Consider the following 20935-nt stretch of genomic DNA (forward strand, 5'->3'; position numbering starts at 1 on the left):
GAGCGTACTCAGACAATCAGCCCACGGCCTGGGCCGCCACTTTGAGGTCGTCGACAAGCCCGCGGTACGCCGCGTCACGGTCGTCGGCTCGCAGCACCGCCGACGGATGGATCGTCGCGAGCGCCTGGATCTCGGCGACCGGGAAGTCCTCCGGGTGCTGGGCCGAGGCCGGCCAGGGCAGCAGCTGCCCCCGCGAACGGGTCACCCGGAACGACGGACCGAGCAGCGCCTTTGCCGCCGTCGCGCCCAGCAGAACCACCAGCTCGGGGCGGAGCAGCGAGAACTCGGCCACCAGCCACGGCCGGCAGGCGGCGATGTGCGCCGGGCCGGGCGTCTGGTGGATGCGGCGCTTGCCCCGCAGCTCGAAGCGGAAATGCTTCACGGCATTGGAGATGTAGAGCTGAGCCGGGTCGATCCCGGCGTCGTCCACCGCCTCGCGCAGCAACCGGCCGGCCGGGCCGACGAACGGCAGGCCGCGCTGGTCCTCCACGTCGCCGGGCTGCTCGCCGACGAAGACGATTCTCGCGTGTTCAGCGCCGCGGCCGAAGACGGTCTGCGTCGCATTCTCGTGCAGCTCGCAGCCTTGGCAGCCGGCCGCAGCCGACTTCAGCTCGTCGATGCCGCTGGGGTTCGCCGGAACCCAGTGCTGCGCGCCGGGTGGTGCCTCGGTCGATGCCATTGCTCCGTTCTACCCGTGTGGTCCGTCACCATGCCGACCGGATTGCCCCTTCCGGGTGGACGGATCCGTCCCACCGGTCCTGGGGCGGCGGCCGCGCGGACGAGGCGTCAGCGCATCGGGACGCCGGAACCGGCGGAACGGACGGCGGCCACGACCGCCCTGGCCAGATCAGGGATGTCCGCGTCGTCAAGGCTGCTGACGGTGATCCGGATCCCGGGCTCCGATCGGATCCGGAACAGCGTGCCGGGCGCCACCGCGTACCCCATGTCGCGCAGCGCCGCCACCGCCCGCGCCTCGTCCGGGACCGGAACCCAGACGTTGATCCCGGTCTCGCCCAGGGCGGGGATGTCCTGCGTCAGCAGGGCGGAACGCAGGCCGTCCCGATGACGCGCATAAGTTCGCGCGGCGTCCGCCACCAGCTCGGTGACCTCAGGATCACGCCAGAGCCGCAGCAGCAGCCGCTGCGTCACCGTGGAGACCCAGCCCATGCCGATCCGCATCCGGCCGACCACCCGCGCCACGCTCGTCTCGTCGCCGGCCAGCACCGCGATCCGCAGGTCGGGGCCGAACGGTTTCGAGGCGGAACGGACGAACGCCCAGGACCTGGTCACCGGGCCGATGCAGTGCGGCGGGCCGTCGGCGAGCTCGGCGGCATGGTCGTCCTCGACAACCAGCACCTCGGGATGCCCGGCCAGCAGATCACGCAGCTTCGCCGCGCGGGGCTCGGAGACCGCGGCGCCGGTCGGGTTCTGCGCGCGGACGGTGACGATGACGGCTTGCGCGCCGGACCGCAGCGCCTCCTCGAGCGCCTCCGGCCGCATGCCCTCGCTGTCGACGGCGACCGGGACGGGACGCAGGCCGAGAGCGGCGAGCAGATCGATCAGGTTGGCCCAGCCGGGATCCTCGACGGCAACCGCATCACCGGGACGCAGGTGAGCGTTGAGCAGCCGCTCGATCGAGTCGAGAGCGCCCGCGGTGACCGTGATCGACGCGTCGGTGATCGGCACACCCTCCTCCCGGAGACGGGAACGGGCGGCGTCGGCCAGCTCCGGCATCGCGACCGAGGAGGCATAACCCTCCGGGCCGGCCAGCTCGGCGGCGACTGTCGCGAGAGCGGGACCGAGAGGGGGCAGCCGGCGCACGTCCGGCTCACCGGTCGACAGGTCCTGGACGCCGGGCGGGACCTGTGGCGCCAGGTCCGCGCGGAGCACGGCCACCGAGGGACGGTGCCGCACCCGGGTGCCGCGCCGGCCCTCCGTCTCGATCAACCCGCGCTGGCGGAGCTCCTGGTAGGCCTTCGCCACCGTCGCCGGGCTGACGTGCAGAGCCCCGGCCAGGATCCGCACCGAGGGAAGCGCCGCGCCGGAGACCCAGTCACCGCGCAGCACCCCCGCTTCGATGCTGGCCGAAATCTCGGCGGCACTCTCTCCACTGACCTGATACTGTGCTGGCACAGATCCGATTGTGTACTAGTACAGCGCTCCACGCAAGGAGGCTCCCCGATGACCGGCCTTTATCAGCAGACCGAGCGGACCACCGCCACCCGCAGCCGCCACAAGATGCGGTACGAGCGAGAGGCGGCGCACGCCATTCTCGACGAGGCGTTCGACTGCGCGGTCGGTTTCGTCGTCGACGGTGAGCCCCGAGTCCTCCCCAACCTGCACGTCCGGCTGGACGACACGCTCTACCTGCACGGTTCCACCGGGTCACGGATGATGCTGGCCGCTCGCGGCGACGGCATCCCGGTCTGCGTGAGCGTCACGATCATGGACGGGCTGGTCTATGCGCGATCCCAGTTCAACCACAGTGCCAACTACCGTTCGGTCGTGGCCCTCGGCACTGCCCGGCCGGTGACCGAGGACGCCGAGAAGAGCCGGGTGCTGACCGCTCTGGCCGACAAGGTGGGCGCCGGCCGTTCGGCGGACAGCCGCCCCGGTGACCGGCGGGAGCTCGCGCAGACCAGCCTGCTCGCGCTGCCTCTGGCCGAGGTGTCGGTCCGGATCCGGGCCGGCGGTGTCGGTGACGACCCTGAGGACCTGGGTTTGCCGCACTGGGCCGGCGTGCTCCCACTGCGCACCGTGGCCGGGCCACCGATCACCGACGCGGGGGTCGGCGTGGCGCCTCCGGCGTACCTTCCGGGTTCTCCCTCGCCGTGGCAGACACCTGCCGCCCTTCACGGGCAGCACGTGCGACTCGAACCGCTGACGCCCGCGCACGCCCCCGGGCTGTTCGAGGCGCTGGACGACGAGGAGGTCTGGCGGCACATGTCCGGACCGCGCCCGCGCGGGCCGGAGGACTGCCTCGCGATCATCGACACCGTGCTGCGCGGCCAGTGGCTCGGCGACCGTTCCGGCTGGGCGCAGGTCGATCCGGTCACCGGCGCCGTGATCGGGATGACGACCTACCACGACGTCGACGCCGAGCAGAAGTCCGTCGCCATCGGCCAGACCATGGTCGGCCGGAAGTGGTGGCGCACCGGAGTCAACACCGAGGCGAAGCTGATGTTGCTGGAGCGGGCGTTCGACGTGCTCGGTGCCGAGCGCGTGTCCTGGCACACCGACATCCGCAACCAGCGGTCACAACAGGCCATCGCCCGGTTGGGCGCCAGCCGGGACGGGCTGATCCGCCGGCACCGGCTCCGGCCCGACGGCACGTGGCGCGACACCGTGGTGTTCGCGATGACGGCCGACGAGTGGCCCGCCGCCGCGCAGAAGCTGCGCGACCGCCTGGCAGCCGCGACCCGGGAGGCGTGACCGTGCTGGGCATCACCGACTTCTGGACGTACGTGCTCGGGGTGGTGGCGATCATCCTGCTGCCCGGGCCGAACTCCATATTCGTGCTGTCGGTCGGAGCGCGACGCGGTGTGCGCGCCGGTTACCTGGCGGCCGGCGGCGTGTTCCTGGGCGACGCGGTCCTCATGGTCCTCTCCGCGACCGGCGTGGCCTCGCTGCTCAACACCTATCCCCCACTTTTCATGATCTTGAAGTACGCGGGCGCCGCCTACCTGCTCTGGGTCGGCGTCAACATCATCCGCAGCGCCTGGCACCGCTGGCGGGACCGCTCTACGTCGACCCCCGTCACCACCGGGGACATGCCGGGACTCCAGCACCCGTTCCGGCGTGCCGCGGTGATCAGCCTGCTCAACCCGAAGGCAATCCTTTTCTTCATCTCGTTCTTCATCCAGTTCGTCGAACCCGGATACCCGCATCCGGCCCTGTCCTTCCTGGTGCTCGGCGCGGTGGTGCAGTTCTTCAGCGCGCTGTACCTGACGGCCCTGATCTTCGGTGGGCGCTTCCTGGCCGGGCAGTTCCGTGAGCGACGACGATTGGCCGCGGGCGCGTCAACGGGGGTGGGTGCGCTTTTCGTCGGATTCGGCATCAAACTGGCCACGGCCAGCGCCGGCTGAGAGCCTTCAGCCGGCGCTGGCTGAGCCTTCGGTCATCGCCGGCTGACCGCGCCGGCGTCACGGCTCGGGCGGGTGGTGAAGAAGGTGGTCCGGACCATCCGGAGCCGGCTGTCGTTCTCCGCCCAGGCCGCGTCCGGGACGGCCCAGCCGATCGCGTAGGCCTTGTCGCCGACGGTCATCCAGCGGGTGCTCGACCTGCGGAGTCCGCCGGGGCCCTGGTAACGCACATCCCAGTCGGCGGCGCGGTGCAGCAGGGCGACACGTTTGATGGAGACCAAGGCGTACCCGGGAATCTTTCCCTCCCGCCGAAGCCTCCGGTCCTCGGCCCGGCACGCCTTCACCGGGTCGTCGGCCGGGTTCCGCGCGAGGTCGAGGCTCATCACATGCGAACCACGGGGGTCACGAAAACAATAAATGGCACCGATGCGCTGAAAGGTCCAGCCGTCCGGCACGGCCAGATGAAATCCCGAGCCGTCGCTGAAGTACGACCAGCCCACCGGCAAGGTCCCGCCGTTGACGCCGCGAGCCGCGCCCCTCTTCGGAGTCGTCCGAAGGCCCGCCGGCGCCGGGGTGTCGCAGGTGATCGGCGAGAAGCCGCCCGGACCAGCGAAGGTCCGTGACTGCACCGGTTGCCTCGACGCCCTGGTCTCGATCGCCGCCGCTTTCCGGCTGCTCGAGGCCTGCACGGGTGCGGACGGGAACGGAGCGGTCGTTGCCCCTGTCGGCAGGGTCTTCGTCGGGACGTTCCCCGGCGGCCGTTCCCCCGGTGCCGTCACTGTTGGCGGCTCTTCCGCCGGGGCCGTCGTTGCCTGCGGCTGTTCCGGCGAAACCTTCGCCGAGTGGGATGCCGACGGGACCACTGTCTGCCCGGTTGACGATGGAATGTCCGTTGAAGTGACATCCGCTGACGTGGCGGTCACCGGCGGAATGTCCGTCGGCATGGCGTGCGCCGACGTGGCATTCCCCGACGCGGCGTTCGTTGACGTGGTGTTCCCCGACGCGGCGTTCGTTGACGTGGTGTTCGCTGGGGGCGCCTCCGCCGACTGAGCGGGAAGTACGGTGCCGGACGGTGGGAGGACCAGGCGGGAATCGGTGCCGCGTTGCTGGAACAGGTAGCCGCCGATCATGAGCACCAGCAGCACGGCGGCGATTGTCAGCCTGGCCCGTTTACGGGGCGTCCCGGGTGCGACCCCGGTGGGGGTCGCGGCCGGTTCCAGGATCTCGCCGACGAGGGCGACGCTCGGAGCGGGGACCGAGCGGACGGTGGCCTGCCCTGCGGCGCGCGGGAGCGGACGTGGACGCGGACGCGGACGCCGGGCGGCGGCGGTCGGCGGCGGGCCTTCGGGCGAGGGCAGGCCCCCGGGTGGCGGCGCACCTTCGGTCAAGGACGGGCCTTCGGGCAGCGGCGGACTTTCGGGCAGCGGCGCGTTTCCGGGCAGCGGCGGGCTTCCGGGTGAGGGCAGGTCTTCGGGCAGCGGCGCGTTTCCGGGCGGGAGTGGGCCTTCGGGCGGGGGTGGAAGCGAGTTGGTTGCGGCATCCGGGCGTACGGCTGGAGGCGTCGGCGTATTCACCACAGAACCGGGATCGTCGCTCGCTCCGTGGAGAACCGCGTGATCTTTTTCAGTCACGCCGGGTGAAATGGGAGAGTCCTGGGCTGGGCGGAAGTCCGACGCGGAACGGCGAGCAGCCTCCGTTGCCGCGTACTGGTCGACGCCCTCGGCCGACGCCTGCTGACCACGATCATCGGTTGCCGGCGGCCGGCTCACGGTCGGCCTCGACAGGAGCGAAGCTATCGCGGGAACGACCGCTGCGGAGACATCGGATGTGGTCGCCGTCGCCTCGTCGTGGACGGACATGTCGGGCATCGATATGACGCCCGTCAGGTAGGGGTCGTTTCCGGTCTCCGGGATGTCCCGCCAGGGCTTCTTGACCGGCTCCGCATCGGTGTGGTGCTGAGGCCGGCTCGCTGGGATCGGCGATGAGTCGGCCGCCGCGTACCGCTCGGGGGTTGTCACCGGCTCAGCGAATCCCTGGGCCGGGCGCACCGAGAAGGCGGCCGCCTCTGCGCCCGGCGCCCGGTCAGGCGACCGCTCCGGGCCGGGCCGTGGTGCCGGCTCCGGCCCGGGCCACGGCGACGGCTCGGTTTCGGGCCACGGCAGCGGTTCCGGTCCGGTGGATGGCGCTGGGACAGGGCGGGGCCAGACGTCAGGCACCATTTCCGGTCGTGGCCACGGCTGAGGCGCCGGTCCGCCGCCGGGAGGCAGCGGCGAGAGGGGTCCGCCTCCGACCGGTCCGGAATCCTGGGAGTGCCACTCCCCGACGCTCAGCGGAGCGTCGTCCGGGCGTTCGGCTTCGACCGGGTACCAGATGTCGCCGGACGATTCGGCCTCCGGGGGCGAGTGCCTCGAAGGAGGAAAACCCGGGAAGCCCGGCACGGCAGATCCGGGAACGGGAGACCCCCGGAGCGGAGCCGCCTCCTCGATCAGCGGGCGGAGCGGACCGCGCTGGCCCGGTACCAGCGGAATGTCCCGATGGTCGGTCGCCACTATGCCGAGCAACCCGCGTTCGACCTCGGCGGCCGTGAGGCGGTCGGCCGGCTCGAATCGGAGCAGGCCGTCGAGGATCGGAGCGAGCGGGCCGGCGCGTACCGGCGGATCGGGTGGATCGGATGCGAGCGCGGCCAGGGTGGCCATCGCGCTGTCCCGGGCGTACGGCGAGCGGCCCTCGACGGCGGCGTAGAGGGTGGCCCCGAGCGACCACAGATCCGCCTCCACGGTGGAGGCGCCGTCGCGGGCCCGTTCCGGTGAGACGTACTGCGGGGAACCGACGATCAGGCCGGGCATGGTCACCGAGCCGTCGTCAACGAAGGTGGCGAGACCGAAATCGGTCAGGACTACGCGGCCGTCCGCACCGATCAGGACGTTGTGCGGTTTGACGTCGCGGTGCAGGACACCGGCGTGGTGGGCGGCGTCGAGCGCGTCCAGCACGGCCAGGCCGATGCGGGCGGCGCCGGCCGGATCGTACGGCCCTTCGTCGGCGAGCACCTGGTGCAGGGAGCGGGACGGGATGTACTCCATGACGATCCAGGACTGGTCGCCGGAGTGCACGACGTCGTAGATCCGGACCACGTGCGGATGGTTCAGCCGGGCGGCGCTGCGGGCCTCACGCAGGGTCCGCGCACGCAGGCGATGCTGTTCGGCACCGGTCATCCAGGCCGGCGGGACGATCTCCTTGATGGCGATGTCGCGGTGGAGCATCTCGTCGCGGGCCAGCCACACACGCCCCATCCCACCGGCGCCGACCGGCTCCAGAAGACGGTATCGATCGGCGACGAGCATCTGCCTGACCGCCATCGGCACCCACCCATCAAGTCGGGTATCAGGATAATCAGCACAGACCGCCCACGGAACGACGATCACCCGGTCGCCGCGTGCGGCTCACCCCGTACCTCTGAATGATCTTGATCTGGGGGGCGCGGCGCGCCTTGCGACAACGCCCATTCAGGGCAAGCCCGGCGGGGTACGTGAGACCGAGGTTTTCTGTCGTACCCGCGAGGCAGGATGGTCCGCATGCCAGAGGTGCTCGAAACGTTCGGTCCGGCCACACGTGAGTGGTTCACGGCCGCTTTCGCCGCGCCCACCGCTGCTCAGGCCGGCGCGTGGCAGGCGATCGGCGCCGGCCGCAACGCCCTGGTCGTCGCGCCCACCGGGTCCGGCAAGACGCTTGCCGCCTTCCTCTGGTCCCTCGACAAACTGGCGCGCGAGCCGGTGCCGGAGCAGGCCCGGGAGCGGTGCCGGGTGCTCTACGTCAGCCCGCTGAAGGCGCTCGCGGTCGACGTCGAGCGCAACTTGCGCGCGCCGCTGACCGGCATCCGGCAGGCGGCCGGTCGGCTCGGTCTGCCACCGCCGGAGATCACCGTCGGCATGCGGACCGGTGACACCCCGGCGGACGAGCGACGCGCCTTCGCACGCACCCCGCCGGACATCCTGATCACCACGCCGGAGTCACTGTTCCTGCTGCTCACCTCGGCGGCACGGGATTCGCTGCGCGGTGTCGAGACGGTGATCATCGACGAGGTGCACGCGGTCGCGGCGACCAAGCGCGGCGCGCACCTGGCGCTCTCGCTGGAGCGGCTGGACGCGCTGCTCGATCGCCCGGCGCAGCGGGTCGGGCTCTCCGCGACGGTCCGGCCGATCGACGAGACGGCCAGATTCCTCGGTGGCGCCCAGCCGGTCGAGATCGTGCAGCCGGCCAGCGCCAAGACGATCGAGGTGGCGGTCGAGGTCCCGGTGGAGGACATGACCCGCCTCGACGAGGTGCCCGACTCCGGCGCCGACGATCCGGGCGGCAACCGGCACACGCCGTCGATCTGGCCGGCGGTCGAGGAACGGGTCCTCGACCTGATCGAGGCGCACCGGTCGACGATCGTCTTCACCAACTCGCGACGCGGCGCCGAGCGGCTCTGCGCCCGCCTCAACGAGCTGGTCGCGGAGCGGGCCGACGCGGGCGTCGCGCCGGGCGCGGCACCGCCCGCCGAGCCGGCGCGGATGCCCCCCGAGCCGGCGCGGATGCCCGCCGCGATCATGGCGCAGGCCGGTGCCACCCAGGGCGCACCGCCGCTGGTGGCCCGCGCCCACCACGGCAGTGTCTCCCGCGAGGAGCGCAAGCAGATCGAGGAGGCGCTGAAATCCGGGCAGCTCCCGGCCGTGGTCGCCACCTCCAGCCTCGAGCTCGGCATCGACATGGGCGCGGTCGATCTGGTGGTGCAGATCGAGGCGCCGCCGTCGGTCGCCGCCGGTCTCCAGCGGATCGGCCGGGCCGGGCACCAGGTGGGTGCCGTCTCGCGGGGCGTGGTCTTCCCGAAACACCGTGGTGACCTGGTCTCCTGCGCGGTGGTGGCGGAGCGGATGAGCGAGGGCGCGATCGAGGAGCTGCGTTACCCGCGCAACCCCCTCGATGTGCTGGCCCAGCAGATCGTCGCGATGGTGGCGCTCGACGCGTGGCAGGTCGACGAGCTGGCCGCGCTGGTCCGCCGGGCCGCGCCCTTCGCCGAGCTGCCCGACTCCGCGCTGCACGCGGTCCTCGACATGCTCTCCGGCCGATACCCGTCCACCGCCTTCGCCGAGCTGCGGCCCCGCCTCGTCTGGGACCGCGGCACCGACCAGCTCACCGGCCGGCCCGGCGCTCAGCGCCTCGCTGTGACAAGCGGCGGCACCATCCCCGACCGGGGCACCTTCGGGGTCTTCCTGGCCGGTTCGGAGCGGGCTTCCCGGGTGGGCGAGCTGGACGAGGAGATGGTGTACGAATCTCGCGTCGGTGACGTCTTCCTCCTCGGATCCACGTCCTGGCGGATCGAGGACATCACGCCCGACCGGGTGCTGGTCTCCCCCGCACCCGGGGCGCCGGCTCGGATGCCGTTCTGGAAAGGCGACTCGCCCGGGCGCCCCATCGAGCTGGGCCGGGCCATCGGCGCCCGGCTGCGCGGCCTCGCCCGGGCCGGTGACGAGAAGGCCACCACCACGCTCCGGGAGTCCGGGCTGGACGAGTGGGCGGCCGGCAACCTGGTCGCCTACCTGCGGGAACAGCGGGAGGCGACGCGCCACCTGCCGGACGACCGCACCATCGTGGTGGAGCGCTTCCGCGACGAGCTCGGCGACTGGCGGATGACAGTGCACTGTGTCCTGGGCGCGCGGGTCAACGCGCCCTGGGCGCTGGCGATCGGGCGCCGGCTCTCCGAGCGGTACGGGGTGGACGGCCAGGTCATGCCCTCCGACGACGGCATCGTGATCCGGTTGCCGGACACAGCCGAGGAGCCGCCCGGCGCCGACCTCGTCGCCTTCGACCCGGAGGAGATCGTGCAGATCGTCGAGGAGGCGGTCGGCACGTCGGCGCTGTTCGCGTCCCGGTTCCGGGAGTGCGCGGCCCGGTCGCTGCTGCTGCCACGCCGCGACCCGCGCCGGCGCCAGCCGCTCTGGCAGCAGCGCCAGCGCGCCGCCCAGCTGCTCGACGTGGCCCGTGAGTTCGCCGACTTCCCGGTCACCCTGGAGGCGGCCCGCGAGTGCCTGCGCGACGTCTTCGACGTGCCCGGCCTGGCCGGCCTCATGCGGGAGATCTCCGGGCGCAAGGTCCGGCTCGTCGAGGCGGAGACGCAGCGGCCGTCACCGTTCGCCCGGTCACTGCTGTTCGGTTATGTCGGCGCCTTCCTCTACGAGGGCGACTCCCCGCTCGCCGAGCGCCGGGCCGCCGCGCTCTCCCTCGACTCCACCCTGCTCGGTGAGCTGCTCGGCCGGGTCGACCTACGGGAACTGCTCGATCCCGGCGTCGTCGCCGAGACCGAGACGCAGCTCCAGTGGCGCACCGAGCAGCGCACGCCGCGCGACGCCGAGGACACCGCCGAACTGCTGCGCCTGCTCGGTGACCTCTCCACGGCCGAGCTGGCCGAGCGGGGTGCGCCCGAGGAGTGGGCACGCACGCTGGAGAGCGCCCGGCGCGCGATCCGGGTGCGGGTGGCCGGCGAGGAACGGTGGATCGGGATCGACGACGCCGGCCGCTACCGCGACGCGCTCGGCGTGGCCCTGCCGGTCGGCATCCCCGAGGCCTACCTGGAGCCGGTCGCGGACCCGCTGGGCGACCTGGTGGCGCGCTATGCGCGGACGCACGGGCCGTTCCTCGCGGCGACCTGCGCGGCCCGGTTCGGGCTCGGGGTGTTCGTCGTGGAGCAGGCCCTGAAACGGCTCAGTGCCACCGGCCGGGTGGCATCCGGTGAGTTCTCCCCCGGTGGCGCCGGGACCGAGTGGTGTGACGCCGAAGTGCTGCGCATGCTGCGCCGGCGTTCGCTGGCCGCGCTGCGCCGCGAGATCGAGCCGGTGCCGCCCCGGGTGCTCGCCGCGTTCCTGCCGCGCTGGCAGCAGGTCGGCGGCAACGCCCGCGGCGTGGACGCGGTGGCCGCCGCGATCGAGCAGGTGCAGGGTGTCGCGGTGCCCGCCTCGGCGTGGGAGCGGCTGGTGCTGCCGGCCCGGGTCGCCGACTACGGGGCACCGATGCTCGACGAGTTGTGCGCCGGCGGTGAGGTGTTGTGGGCCGGTTCCGGCTCGATCTCCGGCGGGGACGGATGGGTCACCCTGGCGTACGCGGACAGCGCCCCCCTGCTGCTCCCACCGCCCGACGACGAGTTCGCGGCCACCCCGCTGCACCAGTTGGTGCTGGACGCGCTCGCCGACGGCCAGGCCCTGTTCTTCCGCTCGCTCGCCGACCGGATCGGCTCCACCGACGACACCGATCTGGCCGCCGCCGTGTGGGACCTCGTGTGGGCCGGTCACCTGACCAACGACACGCTCGCGCCCGTGCGTGCCCTCCTCGGCGGCAGTGGCGCGCATCGGGCCCGTGCCACGCCGGCCCGCGCACGTTACCGGCGACCGGGCCGGCCCACCATGCCGTCCCGCACCGGACCGCTGAACATGGTGGGCCGCTGGTCCCGGCTGCCCGACCGCGACCTCGATCCGACCCGTCGCGCGGCAGCCCTCGCCGACCTGCTGCTGGAACGGCACGGCGTGGTCACCCGGGGCGCGGTGATGTCCGAGGGCGTCACCGGGGGGTTCGCGGCGGTCTACCCGGTGCTGGCCGCGCTGGAGGAACGCGGCGGGGCCCGGCGGGGCTACTTCGTGGAAGGGCTCGGGGCCGCACAGTTCGCGGTGCCCGGCGCGGTCGACCGGCTGCGAGCCCTGGCCGAGCCGGCCGAACTGGCGAAACGAACCGGAACGTCGGCCGTGGTGCTGGCGGCCACCGACCCCGCGAACCCGTACGGTGCGGCGCTCCCCTGGCCCGAACGGATCGTGGACAGCGGCGACGGCGAACCGGTCGCCAAGGCCGGGCACCGGGCCGGGCGCAAGGCGGGCGCCCTGGTGGTGCTGGTCGGCGGGGACCTGGCCCTCTACGTCGAGCGCGGCGGGCGCACGCTGCTGTCGTTCACCGACGACGGCGAAGCACTCACCGCCGCGGGGCAGTCGCTGGCCGCGGCCGTGCGCTCGGGCGCGCTCGGCGCACTGTCGGTGGAGCGGGCGGACGGCGAGTCGGTGAACGCGTCACCCCTGCGGGACGCGCTGACCGCGGCCGGTTTTCGAGCCACCCCGCGGGGTTTGCGGTTGCGGGCATGAGCAGGCGGGCGTTCCTGACCGGGCTGGGCGGAGCGGTGGGGAACGCGCGCCGGGCAGTGCGGCTGGAACGGTGGAGCGCGGCAGGCCGATGACGCGGGTGGCGGTGGGGGCCGGGGTGAGGCGCGCGGCCGGTTGGGGTGGCGCGCGCCTCGGGCCGGTGGGTGGGTGTCAGAGGTGCGGGGCTACCTCGGCGGCGACCAGGTTCACGTGGTCGAGGTCGGCGAGGTCGAGCACCTGGAGGAAGAGGCGGGAGGCGCCGGCTTCGGCGTACCGCTTGATGGTTTCGACCGCCTCGGCGGGGGTGCCGACGATGCCGCCGTTCTCGCGCATCTCGTCGGCCTCGCGGCCGATGGCCGCGGCGCGGCGGCGGACCTCGGCATCGTCGCGGCCCACGCAGAGCACTGCCGCGGCGGAGAAGGCGGGCGGCTCGGTGCGGCCGATGGCGGTGCTGGCGACGCGGACCCGCTCGTACTGGGTGGGCAGGTCTTCGATCTTGGAGAAGGGGACGTTGAATTCGGCGGCGTAGCGGGCCGCCAGGGCGGGGGTGCGCTTCTTGCCGTGGCCACCGATGATCACCGGGAGGGGCGACTGGACCGGCTTGGGCAGGGCCGGGGAGTCGGTGAGCTGGTAGTGCTTGCCGGCGAAGCTGTAGGTCTCACCGGCCGGCGTCTTCCACAGGCTGGTGATGATCTCGAGCTGTTCCTCGAGCCGGTCGAAACGTTCGCCCAGCGCCGGGAACGGGATGCCGTAAGCCTGGTGTTCGGCCTCGAACCAGCCGCCGCCGAGGCCGAACTCGATCCGGCCGCCGGACATCGCGTCCACCTGCGCCACGGCGATGGCCAGTGGGCCGGGCAGGCGGAACGTTGCCGAACTGACAAGCGTGCCCAGGCGGATCCGGGACGTCTGCACGGCCAGCGCCGCCAGGGTGACCCAGGCGTCGGTGGGCCCGGGCAGACCGGACACGTCGCCCATCTTGACGTAGTGGTCGGAGCGGAAGAATCCGTCGAAGCCGCCGTCCTCGGCAGCCTTGGCCACCCGCAGGAGATCGTCGTGCGAGGCGCCCTGCTGGGGTTCGGTGAAGATCACGAGACGCATGGACCAACCCTGCCACGGCGGCGCGGCGCGCCTGCCCCGCACCCCGAAACAACAGGCAGTAACGTGACCGACCATGGCCGGTTATGAATGGATCAGTTTCACGACCGATTACGGCACGTTCGACGGTTTCGTCGCGGCCTGCCACGGGTCGATCGCGCGGGTCGCCCCGCAGGTCAGAGTGATCGACGTCACCCATCATGTGCCGCCGGCCGACGTCATCCGGGGCGCGGCGGTGCTGGCGCAGACCGCGCCCCACCTCCCGCCGTCGGTGCATCTCGCCGTGGTCGACCCCGGTGTCGGCACGGCCCGGCGCGGTGTTGTCCTCACCACCCCGAACGGTCTGCTCGTCGGGCCCGACAACGGCCTGCTGATCTGGGCCGCCGAAGCGCTCGGCGGCGTCGAGGCCGCGCACGAGCTGGGCAACAAGGACTGGGCGCTCGGCGAGGTTTCCCGCACCTTCCACGGGCGGGACGTCTTCGCGCCGGCCGCGGCCCGGCTCGCCGCCGGCACCCCCGCCGCCGAGGCCGGACCGGCGGTGGATCCGGCGACACTGGTACGCCTGCCGGACCCGCTCGTGACGGTCGGGGACGGCTGGATCGAGGCCGAGGTGCTGACCGTGGACCGGTTCGGCAACGTGCAGCTGGCCGCGGGCGGGTCCCTCCTGACCGGCCTCGGACCCGAGCTGACCTTGAACGGCAGCGTGCGGGCCCGGCGCGGCGCCACCTTCGCCGACGTGCACGCCGGCGAGCTGCTGGTCTTCGCGGACTCGGCGGACCGGGTGGCGATCGCGGTGAACAACGGCCGCGCCGTGGTGGTCCTCTCGGTCCGCCCGGGCGACACGATCCGGATCACCGAACGCTGAGATCAGGCCGGAACGCTGGGATCAAGCCGGGACACTGAGATCACGCCGGGACACTGAGATCACGCCGGGACCGGGCCACGCGAAGATCGGCCCGACACGGGCTGGATCGGGTGGTGGATCCAGACGTTCGGTTCCACGTAGACGGCGTGGTCCTGTTCGACGTCGCAGTGCACCGGCGACAACGCGCCCGGCACCTCCACCGGCCCGGTGGTGTCGAAGGGCAGGCCCGTCCAGGTACGCCACTGCGCGAGCGTCCCGCCGAAGACCACGCTGGTGTGTGCCACGTTCACGATGCGGCCGCCGGCGCGGACGTGCACCCGGAGCCACGGGTCGGCGGGGAGGCCGTTGGTGCGCTGCTCGTACGCGTACACGTCGATGGGCTTGGTGATCTGAGCGGCCTTGCCGCTGGGCCGCACCGGCGCCACCAGGTCGGTGTATCCGCGCTCGGCCGCGTTGTCCCGCATGGCGCCCAGCATGATGCCGGACAGGCCGGTGCCGCGCAGATCCGGGCGGATCAGGATCTCGAGGGCGGAGACGATCGTCGGCCGGGCGCTGGTGAGGCGGTCGTGCACGGCGGCCCGGATGGCCCAGTCCCAGCCTGCTTCGGGCAGTCCCGCGGTGATGTCGCCGTCGAAGGCGATCGGCACGGAATGCGCCTTGGCCACCGCGCGTCCCGTCTCCCGGTCCACGGCGAGCAGCGTGAACTCGGGCCAGAACTCTTCGGAGTAGCGGTAGTAGAAGGAGGCCGTGGGGTCTTTCGTCATGAAAACCGGCCAGCCACCGTCGAGGTCGTCGAGGAGCGCGGTCCGCTCCCCGACGGGGGCGATGTCGAGTTCCATGCGCGACAGGATCTCAATCGGGCGAGCAGGAGTCACTCGATTTGTACGGGGCACGATAGACGCATGCCGGAAGGGGACACTGTCTGGAACACCGCCCGCGTGCTGGAGAAGGCGCTCACCGGCGAGGTGCTCACCGGTTCCGACTTCCGGGTGCCGCGGCTGGCCACCACCGACCTGGCCGGGTGGACGGTGGCCGAGTCGGCGAGCCGGGGCAAGCATCTGCTGCTGCGCCTCACCCGGGACGGCCATCAGCCGCTCACCCTGCACTCGCATCTGCGGATGGAGGGCGCCTGGCGGGCGTACGCCCCGGGGGAACGCTGGACGGCGCGCCCGGCGCACCTGATCCGCGTGGTGCTGCGCAGTGCGCGGTCGGTGGCGGTCGGGTACCACCTGCACGAGGTGACGCTCGTCCCGACCGCCGAGGAGGTGTCACTCGTCGGGCATCTGGGGCCGGACCTGCTGGGCGCCGACTGGGACCCGGACGAGGCGGTCCGCCGGATCAGTGCGAAGCCGTCGGCGTCGATCGCGGAGGCGTTGCTGGACCAGCGGAACCTGGCCGGCGTGGGCAACCTCTACAAGGCGGAGACGCTGTTCATGCGCGGGTTGTGGCCGTGGACGCCGGTGGAGCGGGTGCCGGACCTGCGCGGAACCGTCGTGATGGCGCAGAAGCTGGTCGCCTCGAACCGCGGGCGGTGGACGCAGACCACGACGGGTTCGCTGCGGCGCGGGGAGACCAGCTACGTCTACGGCAGGCGCGCCAAGCCGTGCCGCCGGTGCGGCAGCGCCATCCAGAAGGCCGAGCAGGACGAGCGGGTCACCTACTGGTGTCCGCGCTGCCAGCCCGATCCGACGGGATCTTGATCTCGGTGGTGCGCAGCTCGGCGAGTCCTTCCGCGAAGCCGCGCAGCCGGTCGGTCGCCTCGATCAGGCCGAAGTAGGCCGGGTGGCGGCTGTCCGCGACCGGGTGCCCGTCCTCCGCGACGTAACTCGCCGCCGCCGCCACCAGGCGCTCGTATTCGGTGACGCCCTCGGTGAACTGCACGGTCAGGCCGGCGTGCGACTGCTCCAGGCCGTCCCGTTGATCGGCCGGGCTCAGTGGGATGGCCCGTTCGACGCTGGCGACCCGCTGCCCGAGGTCGCGCAGCCACTCCTCGGCGGTGGCGCCTTCCAGCAGGGCGGCCTCGCCGGGACCGGTCATCCGGCCGGCGAGACCCGCCATCGTCTGCGAGGCCCGGTCCAGCCGGTCCCAGGCGTCGGCGATCGCGGAACCGCGCAGGGCGTAGCGGCCGCGCTGCCGGCGGACCTCCTGCATCACCGTGCGACCGGCCGGGAAGCGTTCCAGCGCCGCCGCCAGTTTCGGCGAACCCATCACCGGGGGCGGCGGCGGGGGCGCGGGAGTGGCGGCGAGCTCACGGTGGTCACTCCAGCGGAACCAGGCGAGCACGGCCGAACCACCTGCCGCGGCCGCCCAGGCCGCGTCGGCGATGCCGATCCCCGCGTACGGCGTGAGGACCACCGCGGCACCGGTCAGGCCGCCACCGAGCACACTCCACCGGCGCGCGGCGCCCTTCAGCCGCCTGAGCCGCCGGAAGTACCTGGTTCGCTCGTCCACCCGTCGCTCCTTGCGTCGATGACCCTCAGCCTGCGGCGGTGGTGTCGCCCCGCTTCTGGTTCATGCTGGCCCGGATCTCGTCGAGCCGCGCCACGCTCGCCGGGTCGGCGGCCGGCGCGGTGTTCTGGCTGACCGCCGGCTGCGCCGCGGTGCCGCCCAGCTTCTCACCGGCCATGCTGGCGCGGATCTGCTCCAGGCGCGACGAACCGGCCAGGTCCAGACTGGATTTCTGCACCTCCAGCATCCGTCCCTCGACGGAGTTGGAGGCGAGCTCGGCGCGGCCCATGGCGTTCGCATACCGCTGCTCGATCTTGTCGCGCACCTGGTCCAGCGACGGGGTGTTGCCCGGCGCGGCGAGCTGCGACATCGACTCCAGCGACTTGGCGACGGTCTCCTGCATCTTGGCCTGCTCGAGCTGGCTGAGCAGGCGGGAACGCTCGGCGATGCGCTGCTGGAGCACCATCGCGTTGTTCTCCACCGCCTTGCGCGCCTGGCCGGCCGCGGCAAGCGCCTGGTCGTGCAGGGTCTTCAGGTCTTCCATCGACTGCTCGCCGGAGACCAGCTGGGTCGCGAGCGTCTGGGCGGTCGCCTCGTACTTCTGAGCCTCCGCCTCGTCGCCACCGGACCGGGCCCGGTCGGCGAGGACGAGCGCCTGGCGCGCCATGCCCTGCAGCTTCTCGACCTCGGTCATCTGGCGGGACAGCTTCATCTCGAGCTGCCGCTGGTTGCCGATGACGGCGGCGGCCTGCTGCACGAGCGCCTGGTGCTGTCGCTGCGCGTCCTCGATGGCCTGCTGGATCTGGACCTTGGGATCGGCGTACTCGTCGATTTTCGCGCCGAAGAGCGCCATCACGTAGTGCCAGCCCTTGACGAACGGATTCGCCATATCGTGGTGTCCCCTCAAATGTCGCTCGGCCGGACGGCCCCCGGCTGACGGCAAGTCCGCCGGTGGCGCAGAACCCATCGTGTCAGCCCGACGCCAGTGACGTCACGTGACCTACGGGGGATCTCAGGGTCTCCCCTGGCTTCGAGGCTACGCTGCCCCGAGCCGTGTCGGCACGCGCTGAACGCCCCCAAGACGCCGACCGGCACGCGCTGAACGCCCCCAAGACGCCGACCGGCACGCGCTGACGGCCTGGAATGCACGCAGGGCCGCCCGCAAGGACGGCCCCGGTCACGTTCAGCATGATCAAGCGGCGTAGACGACGTCCCGCTTCTTACGTGTGGCGTGCAGGGTCGCCTTGAGCGGCGAGTCCTGGCGCACCGAGACGGAGACGTTCCCGTTGGTGGCCACGGGCTGCGGCTGGTCGTCGACCGGCACGAGCACGCCCTCCATGTTCTCCGCGAGGGACAGGGTGTTGCTGACCTCACTGAGCAACTCGGAGAGCCGGGCGCCGAGAGCGTCGCAGATGGCCGCCAACAGCTCGCTGGATGCCTCTTTCTGACCGCGCTCGATCTCGGAGAGATAGCCCAGACTGACGTTCGCGGCCGTCGACACCTCGCGCAGCGTGCGGTGCTGTCCCTGCCGGCGCGCACGAAGAGCATCACCGATGACGCGGCGTAGCAGGACCATGGCACCTCCTCCTGCGGGCGGGGCCGCCGGCACACGCCGGAGGCTTCCCGCAACCGTACCTGGCGCGAGCCATGCCGACATCCCGCCCCGCCGAATTCCCGATCCCATCGGCCGGCGGCATTACCGGACAACGATCACCATAGGGCGGAAATTCCCAGCTCACACCGAAGCGGAGGTGCTGCGCAGGGAGTCGGTGAGCAATTGCAGGACGGCCGTCACACTTTCGGTGCGCACGTCCGTGCGGTTACCACTCAGGTGCAACTCGCGCACCTCCACCCCGGCCGGACCGGCGACCGCGACATAGACCAGCCCCACCGGCTTGCCGTCCTGCGGCTCCGGGCCCGCGACACCGGTGGTGGCCAGGCCCCAGTCGGCGGCGCAGCGTTCGCGCGCCCCGGACGCGAGCGCTGCGGCCACGTCCCCGTCGACCGGGCCGCGTTCTTCGAGCAGATCCTCGGGTACGCCGGCGAGCAGCGCCTTGAGCTCGGTCGCGTACACCACCATCCCGCCCCGGTAGACCGAACTCACCCCGGCGATCTCCACGATGGTCGCGGCCACCAGCCCGCCGGTGAGCGACTCCGCGGTCGCCAAAGTCTCCCGCCGTTCCACCAGCGCATGTACCGCCGCCGCAGCGGCCACCGACATCTCCACGACGAAACTCCTACCTCTGAGCACTCGCGCGGAGGCGCACCGCCTCCACCAGGTAAGCCACGCCGGTCACCACGGTGACCACGAGCGCGGCGCCCATGAGGCATACCCCGATCCAGTGCGCCGATTCCGGGACCGGCCACAGATACCAGGCGATCGCCACGATCTGCAGGCCGGTCTTGAGCTTGCCACCCCGGGAGGCCGGGATGATGCCGTATCGGATCACCCAGAACCGCAGGGCGGTGACTCCCCACTCGCGCACCAGGATGGCCACCGTGACCCACCAGGGCAGGTGGTCGTAGGCGGAGAGCAGAACCAGCGCCGTGCCGGTCAGCGCCTTGTCCGCGATCGGGTCGGCGACCTTGCCGAACGAGGTGACGAGCGACCACCGGCGGGCGATCCAGCCGTCCACGAAGTCGGTCGCCGAGGCCACGCAGAAGGCCAGGCACGCCACGATCCGCCAGTCCGGGTCGGTCATCTCGGAGACGACCACCAGCGCCAGGAACACCGGGACCAGCACGATCCGGACAACGGTCAGCGCGTTCGCCGCGTTGTAGAGCGAGACCACGCGCGGCGCGGGCACCGGAGCCGGCTCGTGGGTCACCGCGGCACCGGGGCGGCGGAGATCATCTCCATCGGGACCGCGATCAGGTCGACCCCCTCGGTGCCGGTGACCCGGGCCCGGACCAGGTCGCCGGGGCGCAGGGCGGAGACGTCCACCCCGGCCTCACCGGCGACGAGCGTGGTGGAGCCGTCGACCTCGGGCGCCTGGTGCCCGGCGCGGCCCTCGACCTCGCCGTCCTCGACCGTGTCGACGAGCACCTCGACGGTGCTGCCGAGCCGCTCCTCGGCGCGCTGGGCACACAGCTCCTCGACGAGCGCGGTGACCCGGTCGTAGCGCCGCTTGATCGCGGCCTCGCTGACCTTGCCGGGCAGACCGGCGGCCTCGGTGCCGTCCTCGTCCGAGTAGTCGAAGATGCCGACCGCGTCCAGGCGGGCCTCGGTGAGGAAGCGCATCAGCTCCTCGACGTCCTGCTTGGTCTCGCCGGGGAAGCCGACGATGAAGTTGCTCCGGGCACCGGCCGCCGGGGCCAGCTTGCGGGCCGAGTCGAGCAGTTCGAGGAAGCGCTCGGTCGAGCCGAACCGGCGCATCCGGCGCAGCACCGGCTCGCTGGAGTGCTGGAAGGAGAGGTCGTAGTAGGCGGCGACGCCGGGCGTGGTCGCGATCGCCTCGACCAGGCCGGGCCGGGTCTCGGCCGGCTGCAGGTAGCTCGCGCGCACCCGCACGATGCCCTCGACCGCGGCCAGCTGGGGCAGCAGCTTCTCCAGCAGGCGCGGGTCGCCCAGGTCCTTGCCGTACGACGTGCTGTTCTCGCTCACCAGGACGAGCTCCCGGACGCCGGTCTTGGCCAGCCACTCCGCCTCGGCCAGCAGCTCCTGCGGGTCGCGGGAGACGAAGGCACCGCGGAACGCTGGGATCGCACAGAACGCGCAGCGCCTGTCGCAGCCGCTGGCCAGCTTCAGCGACGCCACCGGGCCGCTGTCCAGCCGGCGACGCAGCACGGTGCGCAGGTGGGCCGGGGTGTGCTCGTCGACCGTCGCGTGGCCGGGCACGACCACCTTGGCGGTGTGCCGCTTCACCGGGGTGATCGGGAGCAGCTCGCGGCGGTCCCGCGGGGTGTGCGCGTCCAGGCTCTCGCCGCGCAGGACGGCGTCGAGCCGGTCGGTGATGTCGGTGTAGTCGTCGAAGCCGAGCACCGCGTTCGCCTCGGGCAGGTTGTCGGCGAGCTCCTTGCCATAGCGCTCGGCCATGCAGCCGGCGGCCACCACCTTGGCGCCGGTGTCGGCGGCGGCGAGCAGGGTGTCGATCGAGTCCTGCTTCGCCTTCTCGACGAACCCGCACGTGTTCACCACGACCACGTCGGCGCCCTCGGCGTCGGTGCCCACCTCCCAGCCCCCGGCGTCGAGACGGGCAGCGAGTTCTTCCGAGTCGACCTCGTTACGGGCGCAGCCCAGGGTCAGGAGGGCGACACGGCGGGAGGATGGGGTTTCGGGCACCTGGCAAGGT

Annotated in this window: 16 protein-coding genes; 5 read left to right on the forward strand and 11 right to left on the reverse strand. The window is 72.2% G+C overall.

The annotated features are described in order from the left end of the window. Positions 1–16 precede the first annotated feature (16 nt). Both LPA41_RS08130 and LPA41_RS08135 read right to left on the reverse strand, forming a co-directional pair. Positions 17–679, reverse strand: a complete 663-nt coding sequence (locus tag LPA41_RS08130; protein WP_229069322.1) for a UdgX family uracil-DNA binding protein — start codon at positions 677–679, stop codon at positions 17–19. Positions 680–786: 107 nt separating this feature from the next. After that, positions 787–2133, reverse strand: a complete 1347-nt coding sequence (locus LPA41_RS08135) for an aminotransferase class I/II-fold pyridoxal phosphate-dependent enzyme (RefSeq protein WP_229069323.1) — start codon at positions 2131–2133, stop codon at positions 787–789. A gap of 48 nt (positions 2134–2181) precedes the next feature. Here LPA41_RS08135 and LPA41_RS08140 point away from each other — a divergent pair, with 48 nt between their 5' ends. Together LPA41_RS08140 and leuE are read left to right on the forward strand one after the other, a co-directional pair. Next, a complete protein-coding gene (locus tag LPA41_RS08140; protein WP_229069324.1) occupies positions 2182–3432 on the forward strand; it encodes a bifunctional pyridoxamine 5'-phosphate oxidase family protein/GNAT family N-acetyltransferase in 1251 nt (416 codons plus the stop codon). Beyond that, positions 3429–4085, forward strand: a complete 657-nt coding sequence (gene leuE, locus LPA41_RS08145) for a leucine efflux protein LeuE (protein ID WP_229069325.1) — start codon at positions 3429–3431, stop codon at positions 4083–4085. The genes LPA41_RS08140 and leuE overlap by 4 nt, the downstream gene beginning before the upstream one ends. A gap of 32 nt (positions 4086–4117) precedes the next feature. Here the strand turns inward: leuE and LPA41_RS43230 are convergent, their stop codons facing one another. Continuing rightward, positions 4118–7438: a protein kinase gene (locus tag LPA41_RS43230; RefSeq protein WP_374238126.1), complete on the reverse strand. Its 3321-nt coding sequence runs from the start codon at positions 7436–7438 to the stop codon at positions 4118–4120. A 207-nt stretch (positions 7439–7645) separates the two neighbouring features. Here LPA41_RS43230 and LPA41_RS08155 point away from each other — a divergent pair, with 207 nt between their 5' ends. Then, a complete protein-coding gene (locus tag LPA41_RS08155) occupies positions 7646–12238 on the forward strand; it encodes an ATP-dependent helicase (protein WP_229069326.1) in 4593 nt (1530 codons plus the stop codon). A gap of 168 nt (positions 12239–12406) precedes the next feature. Here the strand turns inward: LPA41_RS08155 and LPA41_RS08160 are convergent, their stop codons facing one another. Further along, on the reverse strand, positions 12407–13333 hold the full coding sequence (locus tag LPA41_RS08160) for an LLM class F420-dependent oxidoreductase (RefSeq protein WP_229069327.1): 927 nt from the start codon (positions 13331–13333) through the stop codon (positions 12407–12409). A gap of 73 nt (positions 13334–13406) precedes the next feature. On the opposite strand from LPA41_RS08160, the gene LPA41_RS08165 reads away from it, so the two are divergent. After that, positions 13407–14195, forward strand: a complete 789-nt coding sequence (locus LPA41_RS08165) for an S-adenosyl-l-methionine hydroxide adenosyltransferase family protein (RefSeq protein ID WP_229069328.1) — start codon at positions 13407–13409, stop codon at positions 14193–14195. 59 nt (positions 14196–14254) lie between these two features. Here LPA41_RS08165 and LPA41_RS08170 read toward each other — a convergent pair whose 3' ends face one another. Next, positions 14255–15034, reverse strand: a complete 780-nt coding sequence (locus LPA41_RS08170) for an N-acetyltransferase (RefSeq protein WP_229069329.1) — start codon at positions 15032–15034, stop codon at positions 14255–14257. A 63-nt stretch (positions 15035–15097) separates the two neighbouring features. Here LPA41_RS08170 and LPA41_RS08175 point away from each other — a divergent pair, with 63 nt between their 5' ends. Further along, entirely contained in the window at positions 15098–15895 is a 798-nt protein-coding gene (locus LPA41_RS08175) for a DNA-formamidopyrimidine glycosylase family protein (RefSeq protein ID WP_229069330.1), read from the forward strand. Here the strand turns inward: LPA41_RS08175 and LPA41_RS08180 are convergent. The 6 genes from LPA41_RS08180 to rimO form a co-directional block, all read right to left on the reverse strand. Continuing rightward, entirely contained in the window at positions 15849–16646 is a 798-nt protein-coding gene (locus tag LPA41_RS08180) for a hypothetical protein (protein ID WP_229069331.1), read from the reverse strand. The two genes, LPA41_RS08175 and LPA41_RS08180, sit on opposite strands and share 47 nt — an antisense overlap. 25 nt (positions 16647–16671) lie before the next feature. Further along, the gene (locus LPA41_RS08185; protein ID WP_229069332.1) at positions 16672–17532 is read right to left on the reverse strand and encodes a PspA/IM30 family protein; all 861 of its coding nucleotides are present in this window, start codon (positions 17530–17532) and stop codon (positions 16672–16674) included. Positions 17533–17835: 303 nt separating this feature from the next. Further along, positions 17836–18219 carry a helix-turn-helix domain-containing protein gene (locus tag LPA41_RS08190; protein WP_229069333.1) on the reverse strand — a complete coding sequence of 128 codons (384 nt, stop codon included), beginning with the start codon at positions 18217–18219 and terminating at the stop codon, positions 17836–17838. A gap of 159 nt (positions 18220–18378) precedes the next feature. After that, positions 18379–18864 carry a CinA family protein gene (locus LPA41_RS08195; RefSeq protein WP_229069468.1) on the reverse strand — a complete coding sequence of 162 codons (486 nt, stop codon included), beginning with the start codon at positions 18862–18864 and terminating at the stop codon, positions 18379–18381. A 16-nt stretch (positions 18865–18880) separates the two neighbouring features. After that, entirely contained in the window at positions 18881–19471 is a 591-nt protein-coding gene (gene pgsA / locus LPA41_RS08200) for a CDP-diacylglycerol--glycerol-3-phosphate 3-phosphatidyltransferase (RefSeq protein ID WP_229069334.1), read from the reverse strand. Next, positions 19468–20925 carry a 30S ribosomal protein S12 methylthiotransferase RimO gene (rimO, locus tag LPA41_RS08205; RefSeq protein ID WP_229069335.1) on the reverse strand — a complete coding sequence of 486 codons (1458 nt, stop codon included), beginning with the start codon at positions 20923–20925 and terminating at the stop codon, positions 19468–19470. The genes pgsA and rimO overlap by 4 nt, the downstream gene beginning before the upstream one ends. Positions 20926–20935: the final 10 nt, after the last annotated feature.

This window comes from Actinoplanes sp. DH11 (assembly GCF_020873875.1).
Taxonomy (GTDB): domain Bacteria; phylum Actinomycetota; class Actinomycetes; order Mycobacteriales; family Micromonosporaceae; genus Actinoplanes.

What these genes read in the sequence shown, in the direction of transcription:
- LPA41_RS08130 (WP_229069322.1), bottom strand. Translation starts at nt 679, where the DNA reads ATGGCATCGACCGAGGCACCACCCGGCGCGCAGCACTGGGTTCCGGCG.
- LPA41_RS08140 (WP_229069324.1), top strand. Translation starts at nt 2,182, where the DNA reads ATGACCGGCCTTTATCAGCAGACCGAGCGGACCACCGCCACCCGCAGC.
- LPA41_RS43230 (WP_374238126.1), bottom strand. Translation starts at nt 7,438, where the DNA reads ATGGCGGTCAGGCAGATGCTCGTCGCCGATCGATACCGTCTTCTGGAG.
- LPA41_RS08155 (WP_229069326.1), top strand. Translation starts at nt 7,646, where the DNA reads ATGGTCCGCATGCCAGAGGTGCTCGAAACGTTCGGTCCGGCCACACGT.
- LPA41_RS08160 (WP_229069327.1), bottom strand. Translation starts at nt 13,333, where the DNA reads ATGCGTCTCGTGATCTTCACCGAACCCCAGCAGGGCGCCTCGCACGAC.
- LPA41_RS08165 (WP_229069328.1), top strand. Translation starts at nt 13,407, where the DNA reads ATGGCCGGTTATGAATGGATCAGTTTCACGACCGATTACGGCACGTTC.
- LPA41_RS08170 (WP_229069329.1), bottom strand. Translation starts at nt 15,034, where the DNA reads ATGGAACTCGACATCGCCCCCGTCGGGGAGCGGACCGCGCTCCTCGAC.
- LPA41_RS08175 (WP_229069330.1), top strand. Translation starts at nt 15,098, where the DNA reads ATGCCGGAAGGGGACACTGTCTGGAACACCGCCCGCGTGCTGGAGAAG.
- LPA41_RS08185 (WP_229069332.1), bottom strand. Translation starts at nt 17,532, where the DNA reads ATGGCGAATCCGTTCGTCAAGGGCTGGCACTACGTGATGGCGCTCTTC.
- LPA41_RS08190 (WP_229069333.1), bottom strand. Translation starts at nt 18,219, where the DNA reads ATGGTCCTGCTACGCCGCGTCATCGGTGATGCTCTTCGTGCGCGCCGG.
- LPA41_RS08195 (WP_229069468.1), bottom strand. Translation starts at nt 18,864, where the DNA reads ATGTCGGTGGCCGCTGCGGCGGCGGTACATGCGCTGGTGGAACGGCGG.